The sequence below is a fragment of the Alteromonas stellipolaris genome, assembly GCF_001562115.1.
GTDB lineage: Bacteria > Pseudomonadota > Gammaproteobacteria > Enterobacterales > Alteromonadaceae > Alteromonas > Alteromonas stellipolaris.
In genome coordinates, this window is sequence record NZ_CP013927.1 from 182234 (window position 1) to 208683 (window position 26450).

At 41.4% G+C, this 26450-nt stretch carries 21 protein-coding genes; 6 read left to right on the forward strand and 15 right to left on the reverse strand.

Going from position 1 to position 26450, the window contains the following annotated elements; translation table 11 throughout:
- Positions 1–61: 61 nt before the first annotated feature.
- The 15 genes from AVL57_RS20650 to AVL57_RS20720 all read right to left on the reverse strand — a co-directional run bounded on the left by AVL57_RS20650 (position 62) and on the right by AVL57_RS20720 (position 17405).
- Entirely contained in the window at positions 62–3259 is a 3198-nt protein-coding gene (locus AVL57_RS20650) for a hypothetical protein (RefSeq protein ID WP_061093771.1), read from the reverse strand.
- A complete protein-coding gene (locus AVL57_RS20655; protein WP_061093772.1) occupies positions 3259–5307 on the reverse strand; it encodes a type II secretion system protein in 2049 nt (682 codons plus the stop codon). Before AVL57_RS20655 ends, AVL57_RS20650 begins: the two co-directional genes overlap by 1 nt.
- Positions 5308–5325: 18 nt before the next feature.
- Positions 5326–5853 carry a pilus assembly FimT family protein gene (locus tag AVL57_RS20660; RefSeq protein WP_167542106.1) on the reverse strand — a complete coding sequence of 176 codons (528 nt, stop codon included), beginning with the start codon at positions 5851–5853 and terminating at the stop codon, positions 5326–5328.
- A complete protein-coding gene (locus AVL57_RS20665; protein WP_061093774.1) occupies positions 5840–6313 on the reverse strand; it encodes a competence type IV pilus major pilin ComGC in 474 nt (157 codons plus the stop codon). The genes AVL57_RS20660 and AVL57_RS20665 overlap by 14 nt, the downstream gene beginning before the upstream one ends.
- A gap of 40 nt (positions 6314–6353) precedes the next feature.
- Positions 6354–7514 carry a type II secretion system F family protein gene (locus tag AVL57_RS20670; protein ID WP_061093775.1) on the reverse strand — a complete coding sequence of 387 codons (1161 nt, stop codon included), beginning with the start codon at positions 7512–7514 and terminating at the stop codon, positions 6354–6356.
- On the reverse strand, positions 7514–9112 hold the full coding sequence (locus AVL57_RS20675; RefSeq protein WP_061093776.1) for a GspE/PulE family protein: 1599 nt from the start codon (positions 9110–9112) through the stop codon (positions 7514–7516). The genes AVL57_RS20670 and AVL57_RS20675 overlap by 1 nt, the downstream gene beginning before the upstream one ends.
- Before the next feature lie 9 nt (positions 9113–9121).
- Entirely contained in the window at positions 9122–9826 is a 705-nt protein-coding gene (locus AVL57_RS20680; RefSeq protein ID WP_061093777.1) for a hypothetical protein, read from the reverse strand.
- Entirely contained in the window at positions 9820–11142 is a 1323-nt protein-coding gene (locus AVL57_RS20685; RefSeq protein ID WP_061093778.1) for a hypothetical protein, read from the reverse strand. The genes AVL57_RS20680 and AVL57_RS20685 overlap by 7 nt, the downstream gene beginning before the upstream one ends.
- 1 nt (position 11143) lies before the next feature.
- The gene (locus AVL57_RS20690; protein ID WP_061093779.1) at positions 11144–12676 is read right to left on the reverse strand and encodes a type II secretion system protein GspD; all 1533 of its coding nucleotides are present in this window, start codon (positions 12674–12676) and stop codon (positions 11144–11146) included.
- Positions 12673–13341, reverse strand: a complete 669-nt coding sequence (locus AVL57_RS20695) for a hypothetical protein (protein WP_061093780.1) — start codon at positions 13339–13341, stop codon at positions 12673–12675. Before AVL57_RS20695 ends, AVL57_RS20690 begins: the two co-directional genes overlap by 4 nt.
- Positions 13342–13474: 133 nt before the next feature.
- Positions 13475–14422, reverse strand: coding sequence for a recombination-associated protein RdgC (rdgC, locus tag AVL57_RS20700; protein ID WP_061093781.1), 948 nt, complete (start codon positions 14420–14422; stop codon positions 13475–13477).
- Position 14423: 1 nt separating this feature from the next.
- A complete protein-coding gene (locus AVL57_RS20705; protein ID WP_061093782.1) occupies positions 14424–14909 on the reverse strand; it encodes a hypothetical protein in 486 nt (161 codons plus the stop codon).
- Positions 14906–15670: a DNA/RNA non-specific endonuclease gene (locus AVL57_RS20710; protein ID WP_061093783.1), complete on the reverse strand. Its 765-nt coding sequence runs from the start codon at positions 15668–15670 to the stop codon at positions 14906–14908. The genes AVL57_RS20705 and AVL57_RS20710 overlap by 4 nt, the downstream gene beginning before the upstream one ends.
- Positions 15663–16223 carry a hypothetical protein gene (locus AVL57_RS20715; protein ID WP_061093784.1) on the reverse strand — a complete coding sequence of 187 codons (561 nt, stop codon included), beginning with the start codon at positions 16221–16223 and terminating at the stop codon, positions 15663–15665. The genes AVL57_RS20710 and AVL57_RS20715 overlap by 8 nt, the downstream gene beginning before the upstream one ends.
- A 3-nt stretch (positions 16224–16226) precedes the next feature.
- A complete protein-coding gene (locus tag AVL57_RS20720) occupies positions 16227–17405 on the reverse strand; it encodes a GGDEF domain-containing protein (protein WP_061093785.1) in 1179 nt (392 codons plus the stop codon).
- Between the two features lie 406 nt (positions 17406–17811).
- On the opposite strand from AVL57_RS20720, the gene AVL57_RS20730 reads away from it, so the two are divergent.
- The 6 genes from AVL57_RS20730 (at position 17812) to AVL57_RS20755 (ending at position 25944) form a co-directional block, all read left to right on the forward strand.
- Positions 17812–18162, forward strand: a complete 351-nt coding sequence (locus AVL57_RS20730; RefSeq protein WP_061093787.1) for a hypothetical protein — start codon at positions 17812–17814, stop codon at positions 18160–18162.
- Positions 18159–18608 carry a hypothetical protein gene (locus AVL57_RS20735; RefSeq protein ID WP_061093788.1) on the forward strand — a complete coding sequence of 150 codons (450 nt, stop codon included), beginning with the start codon at positions 18159–18161 and terminating at the stop codon, positions 18606–18608. Before AVL57_RS20730 ends, AVL57_RS20735 begins: the two co-directional genes overlap by 4 nt.
- Positions 18605–19864, forward strand: a complete 1260-nt coding sequence (locus tag AVL57_RS20740; RefSeq protein ID WP_061093789.1) for a HipA N-terminal domain-containing protein — start codon at positions 18605–18607, stop codon at positions 19862–19864. Before AVL57_RS20735 ends, AVL57_RS20740 begins: the two co-directional genes overlap by 4 nt.
- 530 nt (positions 19865–20394) lie before the next feature.
- On the forward strand, positions 20395–20829 hold the full coding sequence (locus AVL57_RS20745) for a hypothetical protein (RefSeq protein WP_061093790.1): 435 nt from the start codon (positions 20395–20397) through the stop codon (positions 20827–20829).
- Between the two features lie 92 nt (positions 20830–20921).
- Positions 20922–25532: an RHS repeat-associated core domain-containing protein gene (locus tag AVL57_RS20750; RefSeq protein ID WP_061093791.1), complete on the forward strand. Its 4611-nt coding sequence runs from the start codon at positions 20922–20924 to the stop codon at positions 25530–25532.
- 22 nt (positions 25533–25554) lie between these two features.
- Positions 25555–25944 (forward strand): hypothetical protein, encoded by a 390-nt coding sequence (locus AVL57_RS20755; protein WP_061093792.1) that lies wholly within the window; start codon positions 25555–25557, stop codon positions 25942–25944.
- Positions 25945–26450: the final 506 nt, after the last annotated feature.

A 26450-nucleotide genomic window follows, 5' to 3' on the forward strand; every position in this document is an offset into this window, starting at 1 on the left:
TGCACTGTGACAACTAATTGGGAAGGTGCAAAAAAACACCTTCCCCTTTCTTTTCATGATGTTAGAGTATAATTCCCCCGCCACCGCCACCACTATCCGCCACTTCGGTTTCAGAAGTACTAGTTACGGTAGCCGACAGCGTTTCACTTTGTCCCAGCGCATCACTCGATACTTTCCAAGTAAACTCAATTTCGACATATCCTTCATCTAATCCTGCCTCTGCTTGGTTAACGCTAGAATACTGGGGGGTACCATACCAACCAGCCTCTTTACCAGACTCATAATAAGTTTCAAATCCACACTCTCCTTGCCCATCATCCGAATAGGCGCTTGATGAGTCATACACGTAACACTGCTTAACTTCGGCAGAAATGAAGGTCAATATACAATCTGGGCAATTTGATGAGCTAGCCCAGTTAGGTGTCGTTTCGCCATCTAATGTGGGGCGTAAAACATTGTAGTAGTAGGAATAGTCTGGATTTATGTCGCTGAAAGATGTGGTGTTGTAGCTGACCCAATCACCTAAATCTACGGCTGACGAAGTATTATTCCATGAGTAAGAAGTGCTGGCCGTATCACTTTCAGAAGAGTCGGTACTATTTGTGACAGTAAGCTTCACTGAGCCACTGGCCGACTCTTGGGCATCCAAAGTTGCTGAAATAGAGCATGAAACGGTGTAGGTACTCGAAGTAGCACTGATGGTGCCATTGGAGCATGAGGATTTACTCGCCCCCCCAGTTTCTGTCCAACTGTAACTACAACCTTGAATGCAGTTTGAAACGGTACCCGTAATCGTTGCGCTAAATGATGAGCCTTGCTTCGATGAAGTACAGCCAGAACAACTTACAGATGCTTCGGGGGTAACTGAAGAGGTATTTTCAAAAGAAATACTCTTGCTAGCAGTAGTGCTTCTGTCTGAATAGTGCGAATTGGTAGCTGTAACACTAACACTTCCGATATAGTTTACCCCTACTGATGCAGATGTTTTCCGCACCTGACAACTTAACGTTGCTGTACCACCAGCTGAAATAGAAGTGGTAGTGCAACCAGAAACGGTAGATAACCAAGATGATTTCGACCAAGTAACCGAACACCCTTGACGACAATTAGTAACTTTAGCTGTGAGGGTTGCTGTAAACGTAGACGTTGCGGAGGCTTGGATACAGCCACTACATGACAGGCTAATAGATGGCGTTTCGGGTATGCAATACTGTGTTGTATTGATGCAATTATCGATTTTCTCTTCATAGGTAGTAAGTAATGCATAATTGTTGTTTACCGAAGACGATGAACTGGAAAAATTACTTCCTGTAGCACTCCCTCCTACAAAAGTATCTGCTTCAACTTCGTCGAAGTTCGCATTGGTCCCATTAATGGTGGTTGCGTTCGCACTGTCGATATTCGCTGTTGTAGCGTTTGTGTTCCCACTCAACGTCTCAATATTTGCATCGGTGGCAATGAACTTTGTTGCTTCCAACTTTCCCGAAATATCTAACGAGGTTGCGCTTGCTACCCCTAATGTTGAAGATGAATTAACTTTTAAAGTGCCTGTATCCAAGGTGGTATTTTTTAGTGTTGTAGCCTTAAGAGTTTTAGCGGTTAATTCGTCACTTACGGTTACACTGTCAGCACTAGCTTTAGTTGCTGTAACATCATCACTGTCAATTTCATCTGAAGAAAGCGATGTTATATAGGCGTCGCTGCTTGAGACAGAATCGGCCGTTGTTGATGCACCTGAGCCATCGTCTACTAAAATAGATGCACCTTTTACACTGTCAGCGTCTAATGACACAAACAATGCGCTATCAAAGGTAGCGCTTGAGTAATTTAACTCATCGCCTGAATAGTTCTTAAATGTGGCTTGATTTAAGACGGTCGCTACCTCACCAGATAGATTGGTCGCATTAAGCGTTGTCGTGGTGGTATCTGAACCCGTGGAGGTCGTAAATTTAAGGTTTGATATGGTGCTGTTTGTATAGTCGAGGCTTGTACCGGTTATCTCATCAATAGCGCCGGTATCTGCAGTCAACGTAGTGGCGGTAGCTTCTGTTGATGTGGTATCCGTAACGGTGATGTTTCCACCTGTCGCATTAGTAAAATTTAGGGTATCAATCGTACCTTCATTAAATGCTAAGCTGGAACCTGACAGATCCGAGATAACACCGGTTGACGCGGTCAACGCACCAGCTACGGTTTCATTACTGGCAACATCATTTGCCGTGAAAGTATCTCCAGTAGCAGAAGTAAAGCCCAGTGTTTCGATAGTGCCATCAGCATAGTTAAGCGAATTACCCGATAAGGTCGCAATTGAGCCAGTGCCTTCGACAATTAAAGTTTCAATGTCTGCTGAATTGGTCACAGTGGCCGTAGTGACATTTAAGCTCTCGCCTGTGCCATCCGTAAAGTTCTGCGTCTGGCCTGAAGCGTTTTCTGCAATAATATTTGTTCCACTTGCCGTGGTAATACTGGCAGTAGACGCAGTGAGTTGTGTCACATTCCCCGTATCAGCACTCAGACTAGAAACATCAGAGAAGGTACCGTTGGACATACTCATGTCACCGTCAATGGCTAAATCGTTTACCTCTAATGTACCTGTATCGAGGGCCAACCCTTCTGAGGTACCAGAAAAGGTCGCATTCTCACCTATCTGGAGCGTGTCACTTACGCTATTAATAGTGCCAATTTCAAGACTATCTGCGTTCATTGACTCTAATTCAATATTCTCTTGTGACACTTCTTTAACGTTCGTTAAGTCATACCCATCGAAGTCTAAGCTTGTCTCAAGCAATATCGCGTCTTCATTCATCCCATTCTCATAACGCGCCAGGACATCATCAAACAGTACGTTGTCGCTCGGGGGATTCATCGTAGAGGACACGCTTGAGCCTGTAGCCACACCATTTATTAAGCTAGAACTAGCTATACTAGCCGCCTCTTCACTCAGCAGGTCTGTAGTGATCGTGATGGTGCCATCCGAATTTGTGGTTACTGAATAGGAGTTCCCACCCGTATCACTAAAATCCCCCGCGTTATAATTAGATTCAAGCAACTCAGTAGAACACCAATCACGATAATCGCTATAACATCTAGAAGCTGCGCTCTGAAATCGCGAAAAATCACTGATTACTGCGTCGGCCAATCTGTCTTTTTGGGCTTGCTGATTCTGCATGCCGTAATAAGCGCCGGCCATGGACATCGTAATCAAAGAGGCAATAACTAACGGTAGATTCGCTTCACCGCGTTGCTTGAGAAGGCTCATTATTGACACCCTCCTGCTGCAACACATGAGTTCCAATCACTTTGAATATCTTTTGCAAGGATGTAGTTATCATTCACTGATGAACTTGAAGTGGTGAAGTTTGTTCCGGTGAAAGTGCCCCCCACAAAGCTATCTGCAATGATTTTGGAGAAATCACCATTAGTACCATTGACGGTACTCGCATTGAGTGTGGTGAACGTACCAGTTGACCCATTCAAGGTATTCGCGGTTACGGTGGTAAATGAACCGGTATCGGCTTCTAATGAGTCACTGGTCACATTACCTGATACGGTCATAGATGACGCTGATGCATTTCCTAGCGTTGATTTAGAAGCGGTGAGATTCGTCGTTGTCGTGGTGCCAGAGACAGTTGCCGTAGTAATGTTCGCGGTACTCGCTGTCAAAGTGCCTGATACCGTCAATTCCCCTACTGCCATTTGAGCCGCTGTAAGATCATCTGTATCAATCGCAGGTGCTTCTACATAGGTAAAATAACCGTTCGAGGCGGTTAAATTGTTTGTTGATAGTGAGTCAAAGCTTCCCGTGTCGTAAGACAGTGATTCAATATCAGCGTTTTCAATCTCAGCAGAGTCAACGGTGGCGTTATCGAAAGTGGCGTTGGTGAAATCGATAGTCGTTCCTGATGCGCTATTAGCATTCGCGGTAACAAAGTCAAAGTTTGTTCCACTAGCATTCGTAGTCACTACGTTAGTAGCATTTAATGTAGTACCAGAAGCCGTGGTAAAACCTAAAGTACCTATGGTTCCTGATGAATAAGTTAAATCGTTACCAGATAATGAAGCTATTTCACCAGTTGAGGCGTTTATTGAATCTGTAGAAAGCGTATCAGTAACTAATCTATCAACGTCCAAAGACGTTCCCGAGGCAGTGGTGAAATTTAACGTATTAATCGTACCGGAGTTGTACGCTAAGCTTGAACCTGAAAGTGAGGCGATATAGCCGCTGGTAGCCTCTAATGAGCCGGTAGTTAGCGTATCTGTTGTCAGGCTATTCACATCGAGGGAATTTCCCGATGCATTCGTAAACGTCAATGAGTCGATTGTGCCTGAAGTGTAGTTCAGACTATCTCCAGATAAACTTTCGATGTAGCCAGTTGTTGCGTCTAGGTTATCAACGGTGAATGATTCCGCTGTTAGGTCGACAACATCTAGCGCTTCACCAGTGGCCGTTTTAAACGTCAACGATTCTATATCTGATGTCGTAAAGTTTAATGTGGTAGAAGTTAGTTCATCAATCGTTCCACTGTCGGCATACAGGTCTGAGAACGTCCCATTGTCGGCATTAAACTCCCCTACCCCAGTGATATCACCACCGGATAAAGAAAGATCCCCATCGACGGTTGTATCGCCAGTTAAAGTGAAAGTTTCTGCATCAACGGTAATACCTGTCGATGTTGACGCAATTGTCCCATTTTCAAACGTAATAGAATCCGTAACCGTCATTTGGTCAGTGGTGATTTCATTTATCACTGCCGTTGTAAAGTCAGCACTGGTGGCCGTAATAGTCCCAATGTTGCTGATATCATTACCGTTTGCATCAATATCTGTTTCTAAAGTATTGAGTTCTTCTTGCCCATCAACAGCGACCCGATACAAGTATTGACTAGCTACCGTTTCTAGTAAGGGAATAGCTTCTTGGGTTGTTATCGTTGTGCCTGAACGAGTTGAATTTCCTATCGTTCGATTTAATAAATAGGCAGACTTACTATCCTTTGTTTCAACCGATACAACATAACCATTAGTAGCCTCAGTGCCGGTATATGTTGTGTTCCAAGGACTAACCTCATTACCTGTGTAGAAACCATCTGAAACAAGTTCATCAATAGACGTAGGAGCACGGTGATTTTGGGTGTAAAAGGCTTTATATGCTTGCTGTATTGCTTCGATATCGGCTTGCGCAGACTCAGCATCCACTGAAGCATTTTGACTTTGGATCATCTTCGCAGCGCCCACCGCTATTAACGAGGAAATGGCAACTGCTACGAGTGTTTCAATTAATGTAAAACCTTTATTCTTCGAGTTATTCATCACTTTATCCTTCAACATTCAGCATTGTTCGTTGTCAAAAATTTCACGTGATTGCTGTGCGTTAATCACTGTCGTATCGTAATTGATGTTTATCGGGTATTTGCCATACAGTACTTGAGTACCTTGCTTTTCGAACGGGTAATGACTAGAGCGCACTAATGAATCAATGAGGTAGGCGTAGTCAGATTTAAACTCAAACTCAACTACCCCATAAGGGCTATCGTTTTCTAGGTTTATCTGAAAGCTCATGCTATTGGTATACTGGTTATCCACCAGCGATTCGGACTGTAAATAGCCTTCGTATACTAAGTCACTGATAGAAAGTGTCGTGCTGGAACTAAGTACATTACAGTTTGCTTTGTAATAGGACTTAACTGCACTGGTTGTTAATAGGTAGGCATTTTCGATAGTTTGTATGCGGTTTCCCATTAGCAAAGACGGGAGCTTTTGATAAGCTATAGCCGCCAGCAAGGCGCTGATGGTGACAGACACCATCAGCTCCAAGAAAGTAAACCCTCTTTGACGCTTCAAATTAGTTGATCGCAAAGGTGATTGAGAAACTTCCTCCAGAATATGAAGGCGTAGTATTACTCGCAGCTTCATCTTCCATTGTACGAACCATATTCGCACCATCTGTATCTTCAGGGATATTATCCGTGCTTACCGCAAAACGGGTTACATCAGATGAATCTACAGATACCGATACATCACCCGCCCATGGATTTACTGATGAACCGTCAGCCCAGTCTTCTGGAAGTAAGCCATTGTCTACTAACTCTTGAATAGACACGTCAGTCATATCACCATTAACGGGGGCGTACTTAGTAGCCGCGGTTCTAATTGCTCGCACTTGATCCATTGCAGCAGTAGCTTTACCACTTCCTAAATTTTCTACAATCGTTGGATAGGCAATGGCAGCTAAGATACCCATGATGGCGATTACTATCATAAGCTCGATTAAGGTAAAGCCTTTTGCGTTTTTAAATGTCTTTTGTAGTTTTTTCATTTTTACTTCCTAATTTACGGTTGGTTTGTTTAAGTTTGTGTTACATGAAATTGTTTACGTCAGACATCGCCATATTCACGGTCATAATGCCGATGATGACGAGCGCTAACGTTGAAATAGTCAGTGCCCAAGTACAGATAATGAGCCACCGGCGAGTTGTTTGAAGTGTTAACCCCGCTTCATGCTCTCCTTCTTCAGTAGTAAGTTGTAATGCACGAGTTTTAGCCTCTTTCCCTGATGCGCGAGAGACAGCATGCAGCCGCGACATTAGGCGTGAAGGCAATAACCCAACATCCATTGCCTTTGATAGGTCTTGTTCCCCATCGTTAACGTGCTCAAGCATCTTCTCGGTATAAAAACGAACATATGGAGACGAGTTTTTGTCTGTGATTTCTAGCGCTTCTTTATCCCCTGCACCCGTTGACTTGATTAGCGTGATTAATTTCAATGCATGGAGATAGCTAAAAGCTTTAAAAACCTTGTAAGGGGGTAGGTAGTCTAAGAACTGGCGTAATTTACCTGTGACATTTCGAGCCGAATACGTAAAGAGGATTTTGGTGATGAATATCACGGCCATTATTAAGAACAGCTTGTCATAAACAAAAGCGCTATAGCTATAAGCTAACTGCGCTACAGATGGCCACTTTTCTACAGGTATCATATTAGGGAAGCCTAAGAAGTCACTCGTTCCCAACCCGTAAGCAGCACATAGCCCAATTAAGAAATATACTAATGGCATGAATATCCCTGCCATGAAGGTTTTCTTAAATGCTGCCAGATTGGCTTGTTGATGCACGAACATTTTAATCGTGTCTTCTAATTGGCCACATGCTTCACCAGCAATAAAGATTTCGACGATATCTTTATCGAACCATAGCTTTACACCATCCGATGCACTATCACCCTCATCGATAGCCCGTTTAATATCGAGGGATACTAGTTTTTTAACTACAGAATCGTGTGCTTCTTCGACACCGGCGATGATGCTCTTTACAGCCTCATATCCAGAGCCTGTTTTTAAAAATGAAGAATAATCAGTCAGGTAAGCTATTTGAGCTTTACGCGGAAACTTCTGTCTTCTTAAGAACACCTTCAAATCTTTGAGAACTTCAGCACGGGTTAGCAAAATACTAAAATAGAATTTTGAATCTTCTACTAACTCTCTCCAATAATCAGTAATGGCAACTTCCGAAAACTTCATTATTCAACCGCCTCAAATGTGGCAGTTCCATACTGATATTCGCTGTTACCTGCTTGTCGAGGGTCTCCTAGCATATTGATCAGGTCTTCTGGATCGACATTACCTGCTTTAACCTGCGCAAGCCCACGGTCAAGCATACTCAACCAACCATTGTTACGAAGGTGGGCCTCTAACGCATTTAAATCACCAGTAGCGAGAATCTTGCGAGTGGCATCGGTAAATACAATTGTTTCCATAACCGGTGCTCTACCCTTAATTCCTGTGCCACCACATTTGGCGCACCCGCCTGGTTTTATCTTTCTGTGGTTGTCGCCCCAATAGGTATCTTTTGGCCCAGAAATGGCGCAACTGCATAAGCGAGGAAGTAATCTCTGGCTCATATAGCCTCTTACTAACCCTGGTTGCGCCTGCAATTGATACGACACGCCCATTTGATTTAAGCGTTCTGGCGTACTTAGCGTGTCGTGGGTATGCATGGTGGACACCATAAGGTGACCTGATAGCGCAGATTGAATCACCTCATTTGCGACAACTTCATCACGAATTTCGGAAATTCCGATGACATTAGGGAATTGACGAAGTGAAGCTTTTTTATAAGCATTCACACTGAGTCCTAACTCATCTATAACCTCTTCTTGGATACAGTTAGGGTGATTAATTAGGTATTCGACGGGATCTTCTATGACCAGCAACTTATAGTCGATTGGCATGTCTTCATAAAGCGCCTTCAAGGTCACGGTTTTACCATGACCAGTAGGCCCAACAATTAAAATAATGCCGCTTGGCTGCCTTGCCAAATAGCGAAGCGTTGCACAGCTTTCTTCAGGAAACCCTAACTCTCCAATATTCCGCGAATCTTCTTGCTTGGTTTGTATGATACGAGCTGAGTAAGTAAATCCATCATGCGCATAACTTTTTAAACCACGAAGTCGGACTATTTGTGGTTCTTTCCGGTTATTTATCGTTGGGGAAACTTCCAATACCGTCGTTCTAGATAGGATTTGCTTATCTTCAACATGGCCACGAGAGTTTTCAGACTCCGTTTGAAGCATTGCATTAATCATCCGGCGAATAGTTTGAGCGGGATGGGCCTCTCTAGGGCGCATCTTCCCATTTACTTTCATCCCAATGGAGCCTTGATCACCCCTTACGATAAAGTCTATATCAGCAGCACCAAGCTGAAGCGCTCGTTCTATCCATTCTCTAAATCTTTTTTTCGCGCTGGTGTCTTCGGTACTATCTCTTTTAGATTTGGTTTCCGAGTCTTCAGACGTTTTATCGCGAATGGCTTGAGTCAGATAACTTTCGACAATCTCAACAGTTACATAGGCAATATTAATCGTTTTAGCACTAAATTTTTGCAATAGGTCTTGTTGAATCGCTTCAACTTCAAACCTAGCTTTCATGTAAGTGGTTCTAGTCAATATGATGTAATATTGGTCGTACTGACTGCGATCTTGAAGTACACAGAGATAGTGAACATCTGACTCTGACTTCAAGCCACTGCCATTGATTTCAAGGTAACGGTGTGTCAACTCAGGAAAATAGGTTAACCCTTTTTCCTTGATGTCTTTTTTTGATAGCTCGATAGGTACCACGATGCACTCCTAAAGGTAATATGACTGACATTCATCAGTCTTTATTAGGCATAGTGATATATCGCCTTTATCTGTGATGCTGACGCGGACTTTACCGAAAAGTACATCGCCATTTTTTACAGGGTATGGAAGTGATTTATAAAAGAAATGCGCAGTTAACTTATCGCTTTCCAAATCAGAAATTCCACGAAATATGAAGTCTCTTAGGAAGATAGGTTCCTGGTTTACTTGAGCCTGCTTTTGTATCGCGGCCTGAGTTTCTAGCTGTCTAGCATAATCTAACGTCAGCCCTTGAGAACCTTGTTGTGTCTCAATTTGACCTAGTTTCTCATCTTCGACTTCTTTACCTAGAGCTAGTTGCTTTTGTCGATATTCCTGTATTTCAAAATTGGCCTTAGCGATGCGCGCTTCAGCTTCTTTCGTTTGCGCTTCGACTAACCGGCTCGGTAGTGACACACGGTTGTTGATATAACCTATCGCCTCTTCTTTATTTGGAGCCATATCGTAAAAAGCTTTTGCTGTGTCCTTAACAGTTGTAGGACGGGCGGCTGGTGGCGCAGGCTTTGGCAATTCGACCTTATTAACAACCTCAGACGCTTTATCCTTACTTGATAGGACGCTTGCAACGCCTAAATTGTTAATCGCAAAATAAATTACTAACCCTATTAAAATTACAACTAACGCTAAAGTTTTGGGCTGTATTTTTTTTACCATTGGTCTTCTCCGTACATGACAATTGTGTAGTTACCAGAAATCCAACCTTCTGAGGTTTGGTAGTTGCCGGATACTATCGAAATAGGTTTGTTTTTTGCTGCTGCAGTTATCAAAAGCAAGGTATCTAACGGGGCTCTATCGAGAATGATTTGGCCTTTTATTGCTCGCCATTTTTTTGAAGTAGGATCTGGAGATTCAAAATTTGTAAATGTAAGACTTACGTTTGTGCCTAACACTTTCAAATCATCATCGAAGGTCTGATAGAGCGTTCTTAAATTCCACCTTTCTGACTGTGATTCTTTGAACATTGGCGTATTAGCACCCCTAGAGGTGATAATGCTGCCCTGTCTGGTGTAATCCATCAGCATAGCGATACCAAATTTTTTCGAGATAGTATCAACGGTTTTATTTAAATCAGCTGTGTACCCCCCATCATTGATTAAGCGGTAGATGATATCTTGACTCTTAGAGTGCTTAACTTCAGCGACATGCCAACCAGTTAACGTCGCATCAAACGCGCGAAGGTTGTTGTAGTCTTGAGCAATACGATTAGATAATTGAGGGGCTTTCTTTTCAGTAAAAGTACGATAGCTAGCCCATTCATCTTTAACTCGCTTCACCTCAATAGGCTTTTCGAATGCACCACCAACCCAAGCTAGAAGTAAGGCTACGCCGATAACACCACCGACAATTGGTAATAAACGTAATGAGATATTACGCGGCATCACCATTTCACGAATTTTTGAAGATTTGACGAAGCCGTATGCACTCGTTGGCTCTAAAGAATTAAGCCAGCTCGTGTCCAGACTTTCAATTTTTGCATTGGGGAAATCTTTCAAGGCCTCGTTAAAATCTTCTTCACAGCTATAAAAACTGAGCGTACTTTTAACGTCATTACCACGACTTTGAAGATGCTGGGCTTCATCTCGCAGCATGCGTAATTCATCAACGATATCTTGTCTATTTAAGACTTTATCGAGAATAATTTCTCCATCTTGCAAGCAAACAAAGCAGTAGTTTTTCCCTTCAACTTCTGATGTTAGGTGGACTGGTTCGATGTATACGGCTACGCCATTAGGAGACATGTGCCCCTTGACGAAAGCAGCGAAGTCGAAAGCTTTCTTTAAGTGTCGTTGTTCGAAATCAGCGGATGCAATCCACGCCGTAGAATTAATTCGAGTTGCCGATGCATAAATTGCTGAACGCTTATCGAGGTACTTTTCTACCGCACGCACTAAATCACGATCTGACACCTTGGTCCGGATCGGATTAATTACCCACACAATCTCTTTATCTTGTAACTCAATCACGCGCATATCAGTATCTCCGGATATGCGGCGTGATTATGATAATAGTGTTCGTGTACTCTTCTGATACACCATTGTTACCGCCAGCAATTAGGCTACCTGCTACCGAGCTAGAGTATTCAGAACGTTGCTGTATCAGGCCAGACAACATGATTGTATCGCCATCTTTTACAGAGAACTCTTGATGAAAGGCTTTACGTTTTGATTCTGGTGTTTGAATAGTTGATGAGTCAGAAGTCACAGTACCCATTTCAGTCAAGCTAGCAAACTTGTTTGAAATTGTGCCGACAATCATGCCATTGTCTAAATTGATGTTGGCAACTGCATAGAGGTTTAGACCGGTAGTAAGTACACCAGGAATGAGAATATCGGAACTCGAAGTAGTAGTTGATGAACTACCTGATGAAGCCAAATAGGTGTAGTCGTCTCCGTCAATTACCTTTGCCGGCCGGTTGTTTCTTAAGTTAACTTTCGGTTGAATTGAGTAGTATGTGACACCTTGCTCATCTAAAGCATTAATGATGGCTTGAGACCCATCCATTTTTCCACCAGCTTGGGTGAAGGAGAATGTGCTTGCAGCACCATCTAACAGGCTCGCAGAAAAGTTGGTAGCGTAATCTATCGTACCTGATCCTACTAAATCATCTGCAATTGCGCTCCAATTTAAACCGCGCTCAGTACCACTCGAATCAATGTAATCAATGATGCGAATGTCGAGGTAAACCATTGCAGTGATTTTTTTATTCTCTTTTTCGATGGCTTCTCGAATTTTTTTGATGTTTTCTGGTAAGTCAGAGACATAAAGTGTTGAGGTCGTGTTCTGAATATGGAATCGGCCCTTATCTGACTTATAGAGGTTGACCACCGAGGTCAGGTCTGCAACGTTATCAATTTCCTTTGCTTCAATATTTACGTAGTTGTCGTCATCTTCAACACCACTGTCTGAAACAACCATATCTATACTTGAACTTGAACCGTACCGGTCTTCGGCAGAACTACTTGAACCACCATTATTTTGTCCACCAATCCGGTAACTACTCAGCCCAGGAATAAAGCTAATGTCTATTGCTGCAGTTTCGAACTGTGACCATGTCACTACATTATCTTCAATAGAGTAATTGAACCCTGTTGCTAGCTTGATTTTTTCCAACGCAGCACCGATTTTGTCAGTGTTGTATATGGAAAATGTAATGTTTTTATCAAGTCCATCTAAGTAGCGAGCGTTAATTTTCTTTTTCTTTTGAAGCAGCGCCATATACTCAACAAGTGTGATTGATGAAAATTGGGTATTCACCTCGTCGAAAAACCAAGCCGGACGGTTTTGTTGATTTAAAGTTAGCTGCGGTACATAGAAATCATCAACTTCAACTATGTTATCTAGTTCGTTTTGCTGAGGTTCTAATTTATAAGCCTCTTCTAGTTCCGTTTTACCTTTATTTTGCAGTTCAGTACCAGCTTCACCGGTAAGTACTTTCATTTGTGAACTGCAACCTGAAACCGCCAGTGCTATGGCAAGAGCTACAATAGATACTTGGTTTTTCATTTACCCAATGCCCCTCGTGGAAGAATTTCTATGACATCATTTCCGTACTTCTTAGCTCCCAAGCCATATGACTTAAGAATTCGGCTTAAAATGTGCTGATATGTTTGCCCTTCTGCGGTGAAATCATTTACCCACTGTAAATTCTCATCAGCAGTCCAGATGAATGTTTGAATTTCGGGAGCATGAATAGACAGGAAAGTTTCAACTTGATCCTTCAATCTACCTTGATGGAAATCGAAAATGATTTTTGTAACTTCAGGGGCAGCGACAACAACTGACTCAGCAGGCTCTACCGTTTCTAAAGCAGATTGCGAGGATGGCTTTAAAGCTTTGTTACCACCTTGTGCAATTTCCGAGATTTCTGGTACAAGAGACTCATCTAATGACGGCACAATCTGCTTAATCTTGTTTGGCGATTGATGAGCAACTTCTATTGGTTCATTAGTTTCTTTTGCTTTCTGTTGCACTGCTACTTCTAAAGCAACTGCCGCCTCAAAAGCTTCCTTTTGGTCTTCAACTTGTGAGGCCTTTAAGTCAGCTTTATAAGATGCTAGCTGAGCTTTACATTGGCCCACATAATCAGTGCCAGTAGATTGCGCATGAGCTTGCATAGTCAGCATGTAACATGTGCTTACAACACCCACGAGCATTTGCTTTTTGTACATTTGTCGTCGCCTATTTCATTCGGATATGAACACTTTAACGACCGTAAAAAACGCGGCAACGACTTTCCGGATATGGTGAAATTTAACTAAGCATTTATGAAGGTTAAGGGATTTTAGTTAAAAAAAACGCCATCTACGTGGCGTCTTCCTCAGTTTTGGGTAGGTCAAATTTTCTCTCTAGCCAATCGTAAAACTCAGTCATCCATGAAACCAGTAATTCCCAATCTTGTTGGTATTCTTGCAAGTAACTTTCTGAGGCCTCGACACGCTCCACCCCATCGTAAAACATGTCTCTTGGTTTAACTTTTTTAAGGTACCCTACATTATTCAACGTGAACCCAATCCGCTCTTGATAAGACACTGCTATGTCGAAAACCTGCTTACCGTGATTCATTAATATTTTGACTTCTTCACTCTCCAAGTCTTGCTTAAATAATTTAGCTTTAGCGTCTTCGGGGCTTTTCAAAGATGCTTCATTGCCAAGCTCTAATTCATCTGGAAGAACTGATTTAGGGTTATAAAGCCACTGTGTGAGAATTGTTTCTGCAGGGTTTGCTACAAACGGATGGACTTTAAATGACGGTGCTAATTTTCTAATGATTGAAACCGTTTTTTTAATAACGGTATCTGTCCCTACGGTGTCGACATACATCCGATTTTTTAGTGGATCTAGAACAAGGTTAATTCGTGCTTCATCGGGTGATTTTTTGGATAGTTCTTCACGCTCGATTTTTTCCTTTAATTCGATCACCTCTTGTTCTTCAAGGTCATCAGTAACTACATTTCTTCGCTCTGCTAATAAGCGTTTCGCCTCAACTAACCTTTGCTCTACTTTAAGCTTACTGACTTTTTTTGTCTCACGCGTCACACTGAGAAAGTGGAACCGGTCTACACTATGATAAAGCAAATCAGGGTTGTGATAGCCGGTGACACTCGAAAAACCAATGCTTTCTTTTTGGCTTTGTTTGATGGGGATATGTCGAAGTTGTTTAAGGGATTCTATGTCTAATAGGTTGTGCCATTCATCTTCTGATAAATCGATGTTAAAACAACTAATACTTTTGAAAAAACGACTAAACATTTTACCTCCGCGCACACTTTTTAGCGACTTCGTGCATACCTTTATTTACGGCATGAATTCCACGATAATTACAATAAGCTTCGAGTTCTGCTTGAAACAGGTAGTGCGACATAGATTTGGTTGAATCTACTGCGTAATAGCCATGCCTTACAATTTCTTGGCTAATCAATTTATCACCCACAACAATGTCTCCGTACATTGCCTTGCCATCCACTTTTTCAATAATGACACCGAAATTTTTACCGTCTAGCCAAGCTTTCATCGCGTTACAGGCTGTTCCGTTAACGCCTTTAGCTTCGCCGCAATGTTGTTCTCCGTTCTTTTTTAATCCAAGAATATTTAAAGTGATGAACTCTTCATCGCTCAGAGAAACTTCTATTATTGTTGGGGAGACAATACGCTTGACCTTGCCTACATAGCTGGAAGCACCGAAGGTCGCTTGAGAGACCAAGCATAAGGCCAGTGATAGTAAAATACGGTTTCTCATATAGTACCTGCCTCACATTGATAAGATTTTGCGCCAACATCTGCCCACACATTTTTGCTGTAGGCCACCTTTTGTTTCAAAGACTCAGGAATAAGTGTTTCCGTGCCTAACAATGGATAACCTAACTTTTGTTCTATGCAGGATATTGACGTAATTGTTGATGTGATCGTGTGGTTTTCAGAATCATTAGGGACTAAAAATGCCGCCGCCATATTGATTTCGGGTTGGTATAAGATTTTGTATAGGTGTGTAGGTTTATAGTCATTCTTAACTGTGACTACGCCATTTATTACCAACAATCTTCCTATATTTAGTAGTTTTTCTACTTCTAGCTTATTAAGTTCAAACCAAGCGCCACCATCTCGGTTTTGTGTTTTATCGACGGGAACTCTGTTGAGGTCATAATACCGTTCGTGCCTGTTTATTTTGGTAAGTGCTATTGGCGCTAACGCCACAAAATCGAAACCTGTTTTGTGTGCCGCTTCTTCACGATTAAACGTGGAAGGTACAAATTTATCTGAGTTGATGACCAGATTGAAGGGATTGGAACTTTGCTTTTGCGTTGGTGATAACCAGTAACTCACCTGTAGAGGCAGTTCATTAACAGTACTATATGACAAGTTATAGTCTGTGAAACAGAAGTACGAAGTCGTTTTCGGCGTCAACACCCACTGACTTTTATCTTTTTCGCATCCACTTTCGGCATGAACATAAGATGTTAGAAGTAAGGTTGTACCTATAAATAATATCTTTTTAAGCATCAATAGAGTCCTCGTATTCTTTGCTCCAAATCTCCCTATGCTCGGCTTTGGTAAATGGATTCCCAATATCCGTCGTAAGTGACATCTCATGAGCTAACCAAGTGATAACTTTCTCTGTTGCTTCGATTTCTAACGCCCCAGATTCAATTGGTTCAGCATATGAGCTTATATATGTGCTGGCATCTTCTAACTTTGACGGGTACGGCGTTGCTACTTGCGCGACTACAGGTAAAGTCAGGTAATGAAGTTCAGGCCATAAATCATGGCTATTTAGCTTCTCAGTGGCTTTGAAAAAACCATTTGGTGCAACCCGTAAACAAACTGAGTTGAAGTGCACCGTTATTAATCCAACTTTTGCATTTTCAAATTCACCGCTGAAAATTTCTTCATGATCATTGAGAACTAAACGATAGCCATCTGAAAATATTTTACGTGCAATGTCATGGTCTAAAATTCGAGAGGCGCACATAACTAAAAAATCATGCTTAAGTTGACCATAGTTAAAAAACAGTGCATCCAAATCGTTGGGGATTTTCTCAATTATTTGTTTCATGAATTACCTCGAATACTTAGGGCTTTCAGCTACGGGCAGCATAATGCAGTTTCGACCTGCATCTTTTGCTCTATATAGCTGTTCGTCCGCTTGGTTAATAACGCGTTCAAAGTTTTCACCACACGTGGTTTGCGCAATGCCAAAAGACATTGTTATTTGAACTGAATTAGTTTTGACGTTGCCAGTTCTGTCTAAAGGCGTTCCTGTTTTTCTCTTTGAGCTGCGAACGGCAAAAGGATAATTAGCAATGTCCTGTCGAATGACCTCAACATGTTTGTAGATTTCTTCAGAAGTTTTGCCATCGAATAAAAGACAAAATTCTTCACCCCCATAGCGATAGGCATTTCCGCCCCCAGCTACTTGCTGGACTTTCTTTGCAACCAGCTTCAGCACTTCATCGCCAGTATCGTGGCCGTACTTATCATTGAAGCGTTTGAAGTGGTCAACGTCGCACATCACTACGGCGAATTGTTTTGATAAGCCTCGCGAGCTGACGTCTAGGGAGCGGCGTGATTCAATCCCAGTTAGTTGGTCAAAATACGCCATCTTATGCGCTTCATTGAAAACAAGAACCAAGAGGCTAATAGCAAACAAAGATAAAATAACGTTAGACGCAGGAGCCCCGATAAGGCCTATAAGCGCCATCGTAAAACCTATGTAGCAGAAGACAGTATTTTCATACGTTGGCGAACGCCATAATTGATAGGCTAATGCTGGGGTGCTCAGTGCCATTACGAGATATAACGTGAATGACATGGTACCTATGTACTTGGTTACGAGCATATTTACGATAGTTAGTAAGAAGATAATGGCGATAAACGTAGCCATTCTTTCCTTCATAACTGACATTGAAACCCCGCGCTCTGAATCAGAAATGAGATAAACCATTGAAAGCACCATAACTTGCGGTAGTAAGTTGGCGTAGATATTGGTGAGCACGAAATCAGGTAAAGTGAGAGGAAACGCTTGGTAGACTAAGAGTAGAAATGCACAGAAACAGGCTCTCCCCTGTTTATAATGAAATGATAGGGCCAGCGCTAAGATTGCTAACGTCATATCTAGCCATGGTAATGTGGCAAGCTGTTTAATTAAAGAAGATGGAAAAACCGCGATATACAATGTAATCATCACCATCAATATGAGACTTATAATCGCCTGATAACGTTTTGATGGTAGCTGCATTAAACAATCCTAAATAAATACTGTTGGTTGCTCGGCACTCTAACTAAGAGGCGTTTTGAATTCCCTCCTTTTCCGGATATGGCTACATTTAGTTTTCGTGTGTGAGTGACACATAGCGATAAGATCGAGATGAAAAATATAGAGGAAGTTATATTTTGGAAAAATATAAAACGGGCGGAACCTTAGCTGAGGTAAAAGAGATTTTTCACACCGACTCAACGAATTCTTATAAACTACTGGCTAAGCGACATGTTAGCGGCGCTTGGTTTATTACTTACTTTAAGCCAACTAAAAGACACGCTTTTATAAGTTGCACTGCATCAGAAAAACCGCGCTTCTTTCGCACTGAGATTGCTTTGTTTAAGGCGCTGTTACAAATATCACCTCTTTTTAAATGCGAGATAGTATGACTTCACATCAACAATTACCCGTTTCTTTATCCGCTTTGTTTTTGGTTATGCAAAACGGCGTTACCGTTGACAATGCTTATAGCTCGATCCCGAACACAGTGAACTACTATCTAGAATTCCTGACTTCAAGAGGTATTGAGGTTAAAGAAAATGACCTTAAAATTCAGGTAGGTGATTACCTTGCCTCACCGAACGCGTTTGTCAGTGCGATCAACACGAAACTCATGCTCATGGAGTCGAGTGAAAAAGAAGAGGTAAAGGTGATGGTTCGACATTTTGAGTCTCTGGGCCACATTCCTGAGAAATATAATGTTGTTCTAACCTCAATTAATCGGTATCTATCGTGAAAAAAGACGATGGTGTAAACGACGGTTTATACAACGACCGTCCTGAACATCCTAGCGTTTCCCACCCAGTTAATTACTTAAAATATATCGGTGATAGAGTTAAACGCCACCGCCTTTCTCTGTCCATCAATGACAGAAGTGAAACCTCATTCGGCTCTAAATTAAAAAAATACTTCGGCAAACCCATTTCACGATCTTCTATACAACGAGCGGAAGAAGGAAGACATAGTACCCAATGGGGCGTTATCGCAGCATACTTCTTCGAAATGGGTGTCTTTCCAGAAATAGTCAAAGTATTGGAACGTGGCCGCACTTCTACTTTGCACACCGCATTGTTGAGTAAAAAAACTGTTCAACTTGAATTAGAGAAGGCCAAGGAAATTGGTGACCAACGCTTGCAAGAGCGCGCCAACACCGAGAAGCAAGCAGGAGTAGTCATTAAGTGAAATTCATCCAAGTTTTTCGTTGGGTAAATCCCTCTCAACAGTATTTTTGCGCTGGTAATTTAATTAAAGACACGGAACAACGTGTTTCTTTTCACTACGATGATGAATACTTAGTAAAGGCTCCCGCGTCTCTTGACCCCAAAAACCTTAACCTCACGTTTCAAAAGGTTTTCACTACACTGGATGGTCAATTACCTGCATTTTTTACTCAGTTCCTGCCTGGTCAGTATGCTTCAACGGTGCTTAGTGAACTTCATGCCCCGTGGGATTCTCTGGATGAATTCGATAGGCTTTATTTTATCAGTAAGTACTTTGGGGATCATGGTGCAATACAATTAAATGCCCACGATGATAGACAGGAAAATAGCATAGGCCATTGCGAACAAGACATAGAAACCATTGCAGAGGCTATACAAATTTTTCAGTCAGAAAATCATCGTGTTGTTTTCAACAAACCTTCATTATCAATTTGCGGAGTGCAAGGTACAAGGCCAATGTTCGAATTTGCAGAGCCTGAAACCGGTGCCCGCTTCTTTGCGAAGCCAAGCAGTAACCCCAAGTACAACGAAACCCCTATCAGATTTGCAACAAACCTACTTTCAAAAAGTGCACAAATAGATACTGTAAAAACATCTATCAAATCGTTTGGCGAACAAGATATAGCTGTGCAACAAAACTTCAAACATGCTTTTTTTAAAGGTGAAGATACTAACCACGTCATAAAATTTAATGCCGTTCCAATCGATATCTTAATTGAAAACAAGAGAACCCCCACATATGAAGATATCGCTCAGGTCATTAGACAATATAGTGACCAGCCAGAAACCGACTTGTCTCAGCTTCATTTGAGGGCGATTTTTGACGCCTCTATAAACTCTACCCGTAATGAATTAAATAACTTTCACCTGATTGATTTGGGGGTGAACAAATGGCGACTCGCCCCTTCGTTTGCATCTCTCCCTAACCCAGATACGGCGGCAAAATTCTCTACCCCTTTCACCTACCGCCATGCGTCTAGAGCATTATTTACTCCCGATGCTCTCTTTTCCGCCTTTTTAGGGCATACGATTGGTCTTAACAACACCATCATTGAGCATAACTTTGATTTACTACAAAAAACGCTCAGCAACCTTGAACAAATCTTTGCAGACGCTAACCTGCCCAGTTCTATTTCGGAATTTTTTGAATCGGTTTTAGCTCCCCATTCAAATCATTTAATAGAATCGGATGATTTCGGATTTTCGCCCAATACTTAAAATGCTTAGTATATTTTTCGATTGGAAAAATCTGGTAATGAGTAGTAATTGTAAAAACCTATCCCCCTCGAAAGATAAAAGCGATTTTAATCTACGGTGATTGTGTCAGAAGAGATAGCTGAGAAACCCCATGCTCTGCTTTAGTGGTTATATGGGCGAGAACCTTTAAACCCTTCGACATGTGATACAGAAAGCTCGATTTGCTTAGTCGTATTGTCTGTCATAGCAATTCAATGGTCGAAATGCTGACTGCGGTTTTCGACTCTGGTTGTCACAAATCCGATCTCAAAAAGACGATTGGTGTAATAGCCCACGAATATAAAAGTACACTCAATAACAGAGCTTCGGGCAATCAGTTCTCGGCGGTTACTTATCATCTAGGAAACTTCAGCATATAAAGCCAACTTAGAACAGACTGTTCCCCGACAAAAAAACATTACATCAAACAAACAAAAAATTAAAAAACTATTTACATTAAGTAAAACTAATGAGAGATTAAATAATCAACAATAAAACAAGGATGTCATTGTATGAGAAAGTGTTTTTACGCTGCTCTTTTTCTACCCCTCTACTTACATGCGGCAACTGAAAGACAAGTGGTTTTTGTTCATTCTGATATTTTAGGCTCCCCCGTAACCGAAACCACTCCTGGCAGCGGAAGCACTCCAGCAAGACCAAGTAATGCTACAATTCGCGCAATTTTCACCGGTGTAGTGAGAGTTTCATGGAGCTCAGTAACAGATGCAACTTATTACAAAATTGAGCTCATAAAAGGAAAAAACTGCGGGCAAATTATTTATACCAATACCACATCAAAATTAGTTGCTGATTTTATCCCTCAATCAACCGGTGATTACGCGGCTAGGGTAAGTGCATGCTCAGGTAGTTGCTCATCCGCCGAAACAACCTCATGGGTCAGTGTAAAGGCAGGCTCGTCATCTGCCGATGTATCTTGCACTTTCTAAAACAAAAAGAATGAGAATGAACAACATTTAGGCACTGCATCTTAGTGAACATAAAGTACAAGGCGCCTCCATTGTCGAAAAATAGGGAAATTATGAAAACGTTAATATTCAATAGTCAGCGGACCATACTGACGTCTGCCATGGCTATATTTTCTATTCTAATTGTCAACACAGCCATAGCAAATACACCAAACACTTACGCAGAATTGGATAACTTGAACCGGTACAAAGAGGATATTAATTATGACCTCGTAGGTTTCGAAAAGTTTAACGAATCTATATCCCTTTTCTCAGGAGAGCTATCTGTCGGGAATGTTGACCTAGAAATCCCGGGCAACGGAAGCCTTAACCTCGCGGTTAAGCGCTATTACAAGCAACCTGACTATACGTTTTCTCATTCGTATAAAATGCCGCCCGCAAATAATGCTGACTATTTGTTAGGATCGGGGTGGAATATTCACTTCGGCTACGTTACTGATTACAGGCACTCTAGTAAATCAAGATTTGACCACAATAGGAATTCGGTGGTCAAACCTAGCTCGGGCAAAGAATTCACAAAATGCCACAACATAAATGACCCAATAGTGCTAAATGGTGCAACTTATCATATTGTGACACCCGAAGGGAGACAGGAAGCTTCCCACCCTCATTTAAGTAACGATTGGAGAGTTACAGAGTCTGGATGGAGAGGCGGGTGTGCACAAACTGGTTTTATCTTCTACTCACCAGAAGGCCACAAATATACTTTCGACAAAATTAAATATGAAGCCGAGAATGGAGGTAATAACAAGAGCTATGGTTGGTACGCCAGTAAAATAGAAGATAAGCATGGCAATACATTAACCATCAATTATGCTTCTGGTGAGCGTGCAGTGGTGAGCTATGTAGTGTCTAGTGATAGTCGTCGCTTTGACTTCGGCTATGGAACAGTTAACGGCAAGAAGCGATTAACCAAAATATACAGCGACACCCATGAGGTGACCTACCACTATGACTCATTAGGTAACCTTGAAACTGTCAAACGTAATGGAATACAAATTTGGAGTTACACATACGAATCTTTCCAAGGGTACAGTGCTGGCGACAATAATGTGTTTTTGATTGGCTCGATAACCACAGAAACGCAGGGGCGATATGACTATGAATACTACACTGGAATATCAGGCTTTTCGGGAGAGCATGAACCATTTAAGGTTCATACCAAAACTACATCAGGAAACTTACCTAGCCATTCAATTTCTTATGAATATAAATTTGGAGCCCACTCTGGGGGCTCCTTAGTTAACAACGAACCTGGTGATGTTTACTTTTACATGGGCTCTACTTCAAGTTACAGGAACAACAAACATACCATTGCGAAAGAAAGCGACCGTTGTACGGTTTACGATTACCATTCGGATGGTCAAGGCACTTGGTTATCTGGACAACTGGCTAGAAAGAAAACATACAGTAACAACAGCTGCAGAACGTTACTGGAAACCGAAAACTATCAATACTATCCAGTCAAATTGAGCGGCTCCAATGCGCAAAGAGATATCTATGCTTACAAGGCAGGCTATGAAGCCATCATTGTAGACAGAAATATTTATAAAAGTGCACTTAAAGAAAAAGAAATCATTCGTGAAGGTAATAACTATAAAACCGAGTTTGATGATTTCACCCTTTACGGCTCACCCAAAACCTTAATTGAGCATAGCAGTATTGGTAGTTATAGAACCTTAGAGAGCAAGTTTATCAGTCCAGGCTTCGAATATGGCGTCGACTTACTTGAGGAGCAACTGCTTAAAGACTCGAATGGCAATGTTGAAAATACACTCAATTATACTTTTCACCCTGATTACAGTATTAAGACAATAGTACAAAACGGAGTGACCAATACGTTCGATTACCATTCTTCAGGTGATTTAAAGATGATTACCTACAATGGAAGTCAAAGGTACGATTTACTTGAGTCATATTACAGAGGAAGACCTAGAAAAATTACTCAACCATGTCCAATAGCTAATACTTGCAGCACTGCCAATCAAAGCACGAACAACACAGTTGTTATGAAAAGAGAGATAAATTCTGATGGAAGCGTAAAGAGTGTCACTGACTACCGAGGAAATAAGACAACGCTAGGCTATGATGATTTATCGCGGCTTGATAGTGTCGATTATTCTGATACTAAGTGGACTGATGTGAGTATTACTTTCAGCTATGTCACCACTTCCGAAGACTCACTTTCGGGGAGCAGAATAAAAGTAGGCTCACTAAAACAGAGCGTCGCTAAAGGTAATTACAGAAAAGTAACTTATTATGATGGAATGATAAGACCAGTTTATGTGTATAGCAGAGATACAACAGTTTCTGATCGAATTTATCAAGGATTTGAGTACGACGCTGATGGACTTAGTACATTACAAACTTATCCAAGCTCGCTATCTAACAACTGGCAAGGGGTAAGAACGCGCTTCGATGCCCTTCGTAGAGTATTGAGGCAAGAGCACACCGCGGACACCAGTAAAGGCTCTACCTTTTCTTATCTTGATGATTTCATGGTGTCTGAATTGGATGGAGAAGGAAACACAAAGACAACCACATACCTTGAGTACGGTTCTCCTACCTATTCACTTCCTAGAAAAGTGGAGGTGCCCGATAGTGATGATACGTCAATTGCTTACAATGCCATGAATCAGGCAACAACTATCACTCAAGGTTCGACATCAGAAACCCGTATCTATGATAGTAATGCTCGACTTTGTAAGACAATACGCCCAGAAACAGGTATCGATGCATACGCCTATAATTCGAGAAACCAAATTAGTTGGGTTGCTGAAGGAACATTGGGAAGCGCGACAGAATGTGATAGTACAAGTGTCCCGAGTTCACACAAAACAGTTGTAACCTATAACGCATTAAATCTATTGCATAAAGAAAACTTCCCAGACTCATCTCCAGACAGAACATATTACTATGATGAAAGTGGTAACCTTGAACAGCTGAACGCTGGTACGGTTGTTAATTCATATACCTACAATAGCTTGAACTTGCTAGAAAGTGAGACACTATCTGTCAATGGCAAACGTATTGCACCCAGTGGCTCAACACCCTCTTTGGACTATGTATATAATAAACTTGGTAACCTAAGCTCTCTTACTTATCCAGATGGCTATGCAGTAAGTTTTTCCCCTGACGCTCTCGGTAGACCAACTAAAGCCACTCGAACGAAGTCAGGTGAACCTTCGTTCAACTACGCTACTGGCGCAACGTTCTATGCAAATGGGCAGATTAATACATTTAATTATGGCAATGGCATCACTCACAAAACGTATCTAACAAGTTATCAAACTCCTCAAAGAATAAGAGACTCTAAAGTCACTTTGATAGTCATGGATTACAAATATACTTATGACAATAATTTTAATATCGATAGCATTACTGATAACTTAGACAGTGGTTATAGTTTAACGAGACTTGATTACGATGGGAGTAACAGGCTTGAAGCCACAATTGGCGGTAATAAAATTGGCAGTAGTACCATTGTTTATGATGGCCTTGGTAACATCGATACTTACACGAGCAAAAATCGAGATCTGAGTTACATCTATGATACTACAAAAAATCGACTCACCTCTGTGTCGGGCTTTCTAGGTAGATACTCATCAATTAATTATGATGGAAGAGGAAATGTCACCAATAATGGCCGCCACTCATTTACATATAACCGAGCCAACCAACTTATTAATGCCAAAGGTACAACAAACTCTTACACCTACGACGGCCATAGCAGACGTGTAAAACAAAAAGACGGGAGCGGTACTTCATACTCATTGTACAGCAAGTCAGGCCAGCTACTTTACCGAGAAACACCTGATGGAGGCATTAATTATGTGTACTTGGCTAACAAACTGATAGCAAAAGACGGACATGTTGAAGTTAGAACAGGAAAAATGCACTACAGACCGTTTGGGGAAACTTTAGAAACGCAGACTGACGACGTAGGCTACACTGGTCATAAATATGATACGGATATCGGATTAAGCTATATGCAGGCACGATACTATGATCCGGTGATTGGGCGGTTTTATTCGAATGATCCTATCGGGTTCCGTGATGTACATAGTTTCAATCGCTATGCATACGCGAACAATAACCCTTATAAATATATTGATCCTGATGGTAGAGATTCAATTTTTATCGCAAGGCCTCTTAGTCGAACAAACAAGGCGCAGCACGGTTTTGCAATAACTACCAATGTGGATAGTAATGGTCAACATTCACTAGCGTCCCGTTTTAGTTATGGCCCAGTGGATCAAGATGGTAATGATCCCCTGAGAAATGTTACAGGATCTGGTGATGCTACAGATATTGCAGATGCTGGATATGCCAATCATGTTATAAATTCTTTAAATAATGGAACGCCACTGCCAGATGGCGTGTTTACTTCAACAATAAATGCAGCAGATGCTGTAACTGAAGCTGTAGGTAACGCCATAATAGGGAACGATGATTATGAAACCGTTCCTTCCCTTCAGCCGGGGCCGGGGGCTAATAGTAACTCGGCATCTGCGCTTCTTGGGCAAATGGCGTCAGGCATAGCAGGGAATACCTTTGCTTTACCAGAAGGAGCTAACCTACCGGGTGCGGAAGCTTCAAATATAAATAATGTTCAAGTGAATCAGGAACAATTAAAGAGAGATTTATCTCTAATAACTCACTAACAGGTCTGGATTAGATTACTTTATGTCAAAGAGAACTGTAATAATATTTGCAGCATTAGTATTGCTGTTTAACTTGATTTTTTTGAATTTTAGATATATTTGGCCATTAATTGATAAGAGTGGCTTAGTTGAGTCAGGAGAATACAGAGGATTAAATATTAGTGACAGTAAAGAGGATGTAGTTCGACTAACAATTAACCCAGTTTTTAATAGTAAACTTAAAATTGTCGGTTATTCTGATGTTGCAGGTAAAACGAAATTAGTTTTTCAAAGGCAACGTGAAGAAAGTTTGTTTGAATCGGATGTTTGGATTTTAATGTACCCTAGTGTCCACAAAGAAACAGTGAAGCTTACATTTAAAGAAAATCATTTGATAAAAATTGAATATAAAAGGAATTTCTTTTCTCCCTAATTTTTGAATCCTAAGCCTCGCCCTCGCGGGGCTTTTTGTTATTAGGTATCATGGGTCTTTATTTTTGGCTGCTTTTGAAGCCAAAGGAGTAAACCATTCGTAGCGAGTAAACATTTTTGTTTACTAACGGTAACCCCCTCCTCGGTAGTCAAATATATGTACCTCAAGTAAACAATATCGTTTACTTGAGGTGGTTGTAGCAGAGGTTTTTTTCTACCTGTGTGATTCGACCAGAATTCTCTAAACATTCATTGTTTAGCAAGTAATGATTATTGTCAGTAAGCAATATTTGTTTATTGGTACGGATATTAGGTTAGCGATCTTTTTTCGAAGGCGCTTAATCACTTATCTGATGATTTGCCTCAATCGGAGAATCTGATGAGTTTCAGTGGGCATCGCCATATGATAATCATTTCATGATTCTGGTTTTTATGTTTCACATAAAAAGTACTAGGCGTGCCATTTGGCTGGTAATTTATGATTAAAGGCGTTTTTGTGCATACATG

Excerpts from the sequence above, each read along its gene's own strand:
- AVL57_RS20650 (WP_061093771.1), bottom strand. The coding sequence starts at position 3,259 with ATGAGCCTTCTCAAGCAACGCGGTGAAGCGAATCTACCGTTAGTTATT.
- AVL57_RS20655 (WP_061093772.1), bottom strand. The coding sequence starts at position 5,307 with ATGAATAACTCGAAGAATAAAGGTTTTACATTAATTGAAACACTCGTA.
- AVL57_RS20665 (WP_061093774.1), bottom strand. The coding sequence starts at position 6,313 with ATGAAAAAACTACAAAAGACATTTAAAAACGCAAAAGGCTTTACCTTA.
- AVL57_RS20670 (WP_061093775.1), bottom strand. The coding sequence starts at position 7,514 with ATGAAGTTTTCGGAAGTTGCCATTACTGATTATTGGAGAGAGTTAGTA.
- AVL57_RS20680 (WP_061093777.1), bottom strand. The coding sequence starts at position 9,826 with ATGGTAAAAAAAATACAGCCCAAAACTTTAGCGTTAGTTGTAATTTTA.
- AVL57_RS20685 (WP_061093778.1), bottom strand. The coding sequence starts at position 11,142 with ATGCGCGTGATTGAGTTACAAGATAAAGAGATTGTGTGGGTAATTAAT.
- AVL57_RS20690 (WP_061093779.1), bottom strand. The coding sequence starts at position 12,676 with ATGAAAAACCAAGTATCTATTGTAGCTCTTGCCATAGCACTGGCGGTT.
- AVL57_RS20695 (WP_061093780.1), bottom strand. The coding sequence starts at position 13,341 with ATGTACAAAAAGCAAATGCTCGTGGGTGTTGTAAGCACATGTTACATG.
- rdgC (WP_061093781.1), bottom strand. The coding sequence starts at position 14,422 with ATGTTTAGTCGTTTTTTCAAAAGTATTAGTTGTTTTAACATCGATTTA.
- AVL57_RS20705 (WP_061093782.1), bottom strand. The coding sequence starts at position 14,909 with ATGAGAAACCGTATTTTACTATCACTGGCCTTATGCTTGGTCTCTCAA.
- AVL57_RS20710 (WP_061093783.1), bottom strand. The coding sequence starts at position 15,670 with ATGCTTAAAAAGATATTATTTATAGGTACAACCTTACTTCTAACATCT.
- AVL57_RS20715 (WP_061093784.1), bottom strand. The coding sequence starts at position 16,223 with ATGAAACAAATAATTGAGAAAATCCCCAACGATTTGGATGCACTGTTT.
- AVL57_RS20720 (WP_061093785.1), bottom strand. The coding sequence starts at position 17,405 with ATGCAGCTACCATCAAAACGTTATCAGGCGATTATAAGTCTCATATTG.
- AVL57_RS20730 (WP_061093787.1), top strand. The coding sequence starts at position 17,812 with ATGACTTCACATCAACAATTACCCGTTTCTTTATCCGCTTTGTTTTTG.
- AVL57_RS20745 (WP_061093790.1), top strand. The coding sequence starts at position 20,395 with ATGAGAAAGTGTTTTTACGCTGCTCTTTTTCTACCCCTCTACTTACAT.
- AVL57_RS20750 (WP_061093791.1), top strand. The coding sequence starts at position 20,922 with ATGAAAACGTTAATATTCAATAGTCAGCGGACCATACTGACGTCTGCC.
- AVL57_RS20755 (WP_061093792.1), top strand. The coding sequence starts at position 25,555 with ATGTCAAAGAGAACTGTAATAATATTTGCAGCATTAGTATTGCTGTTT.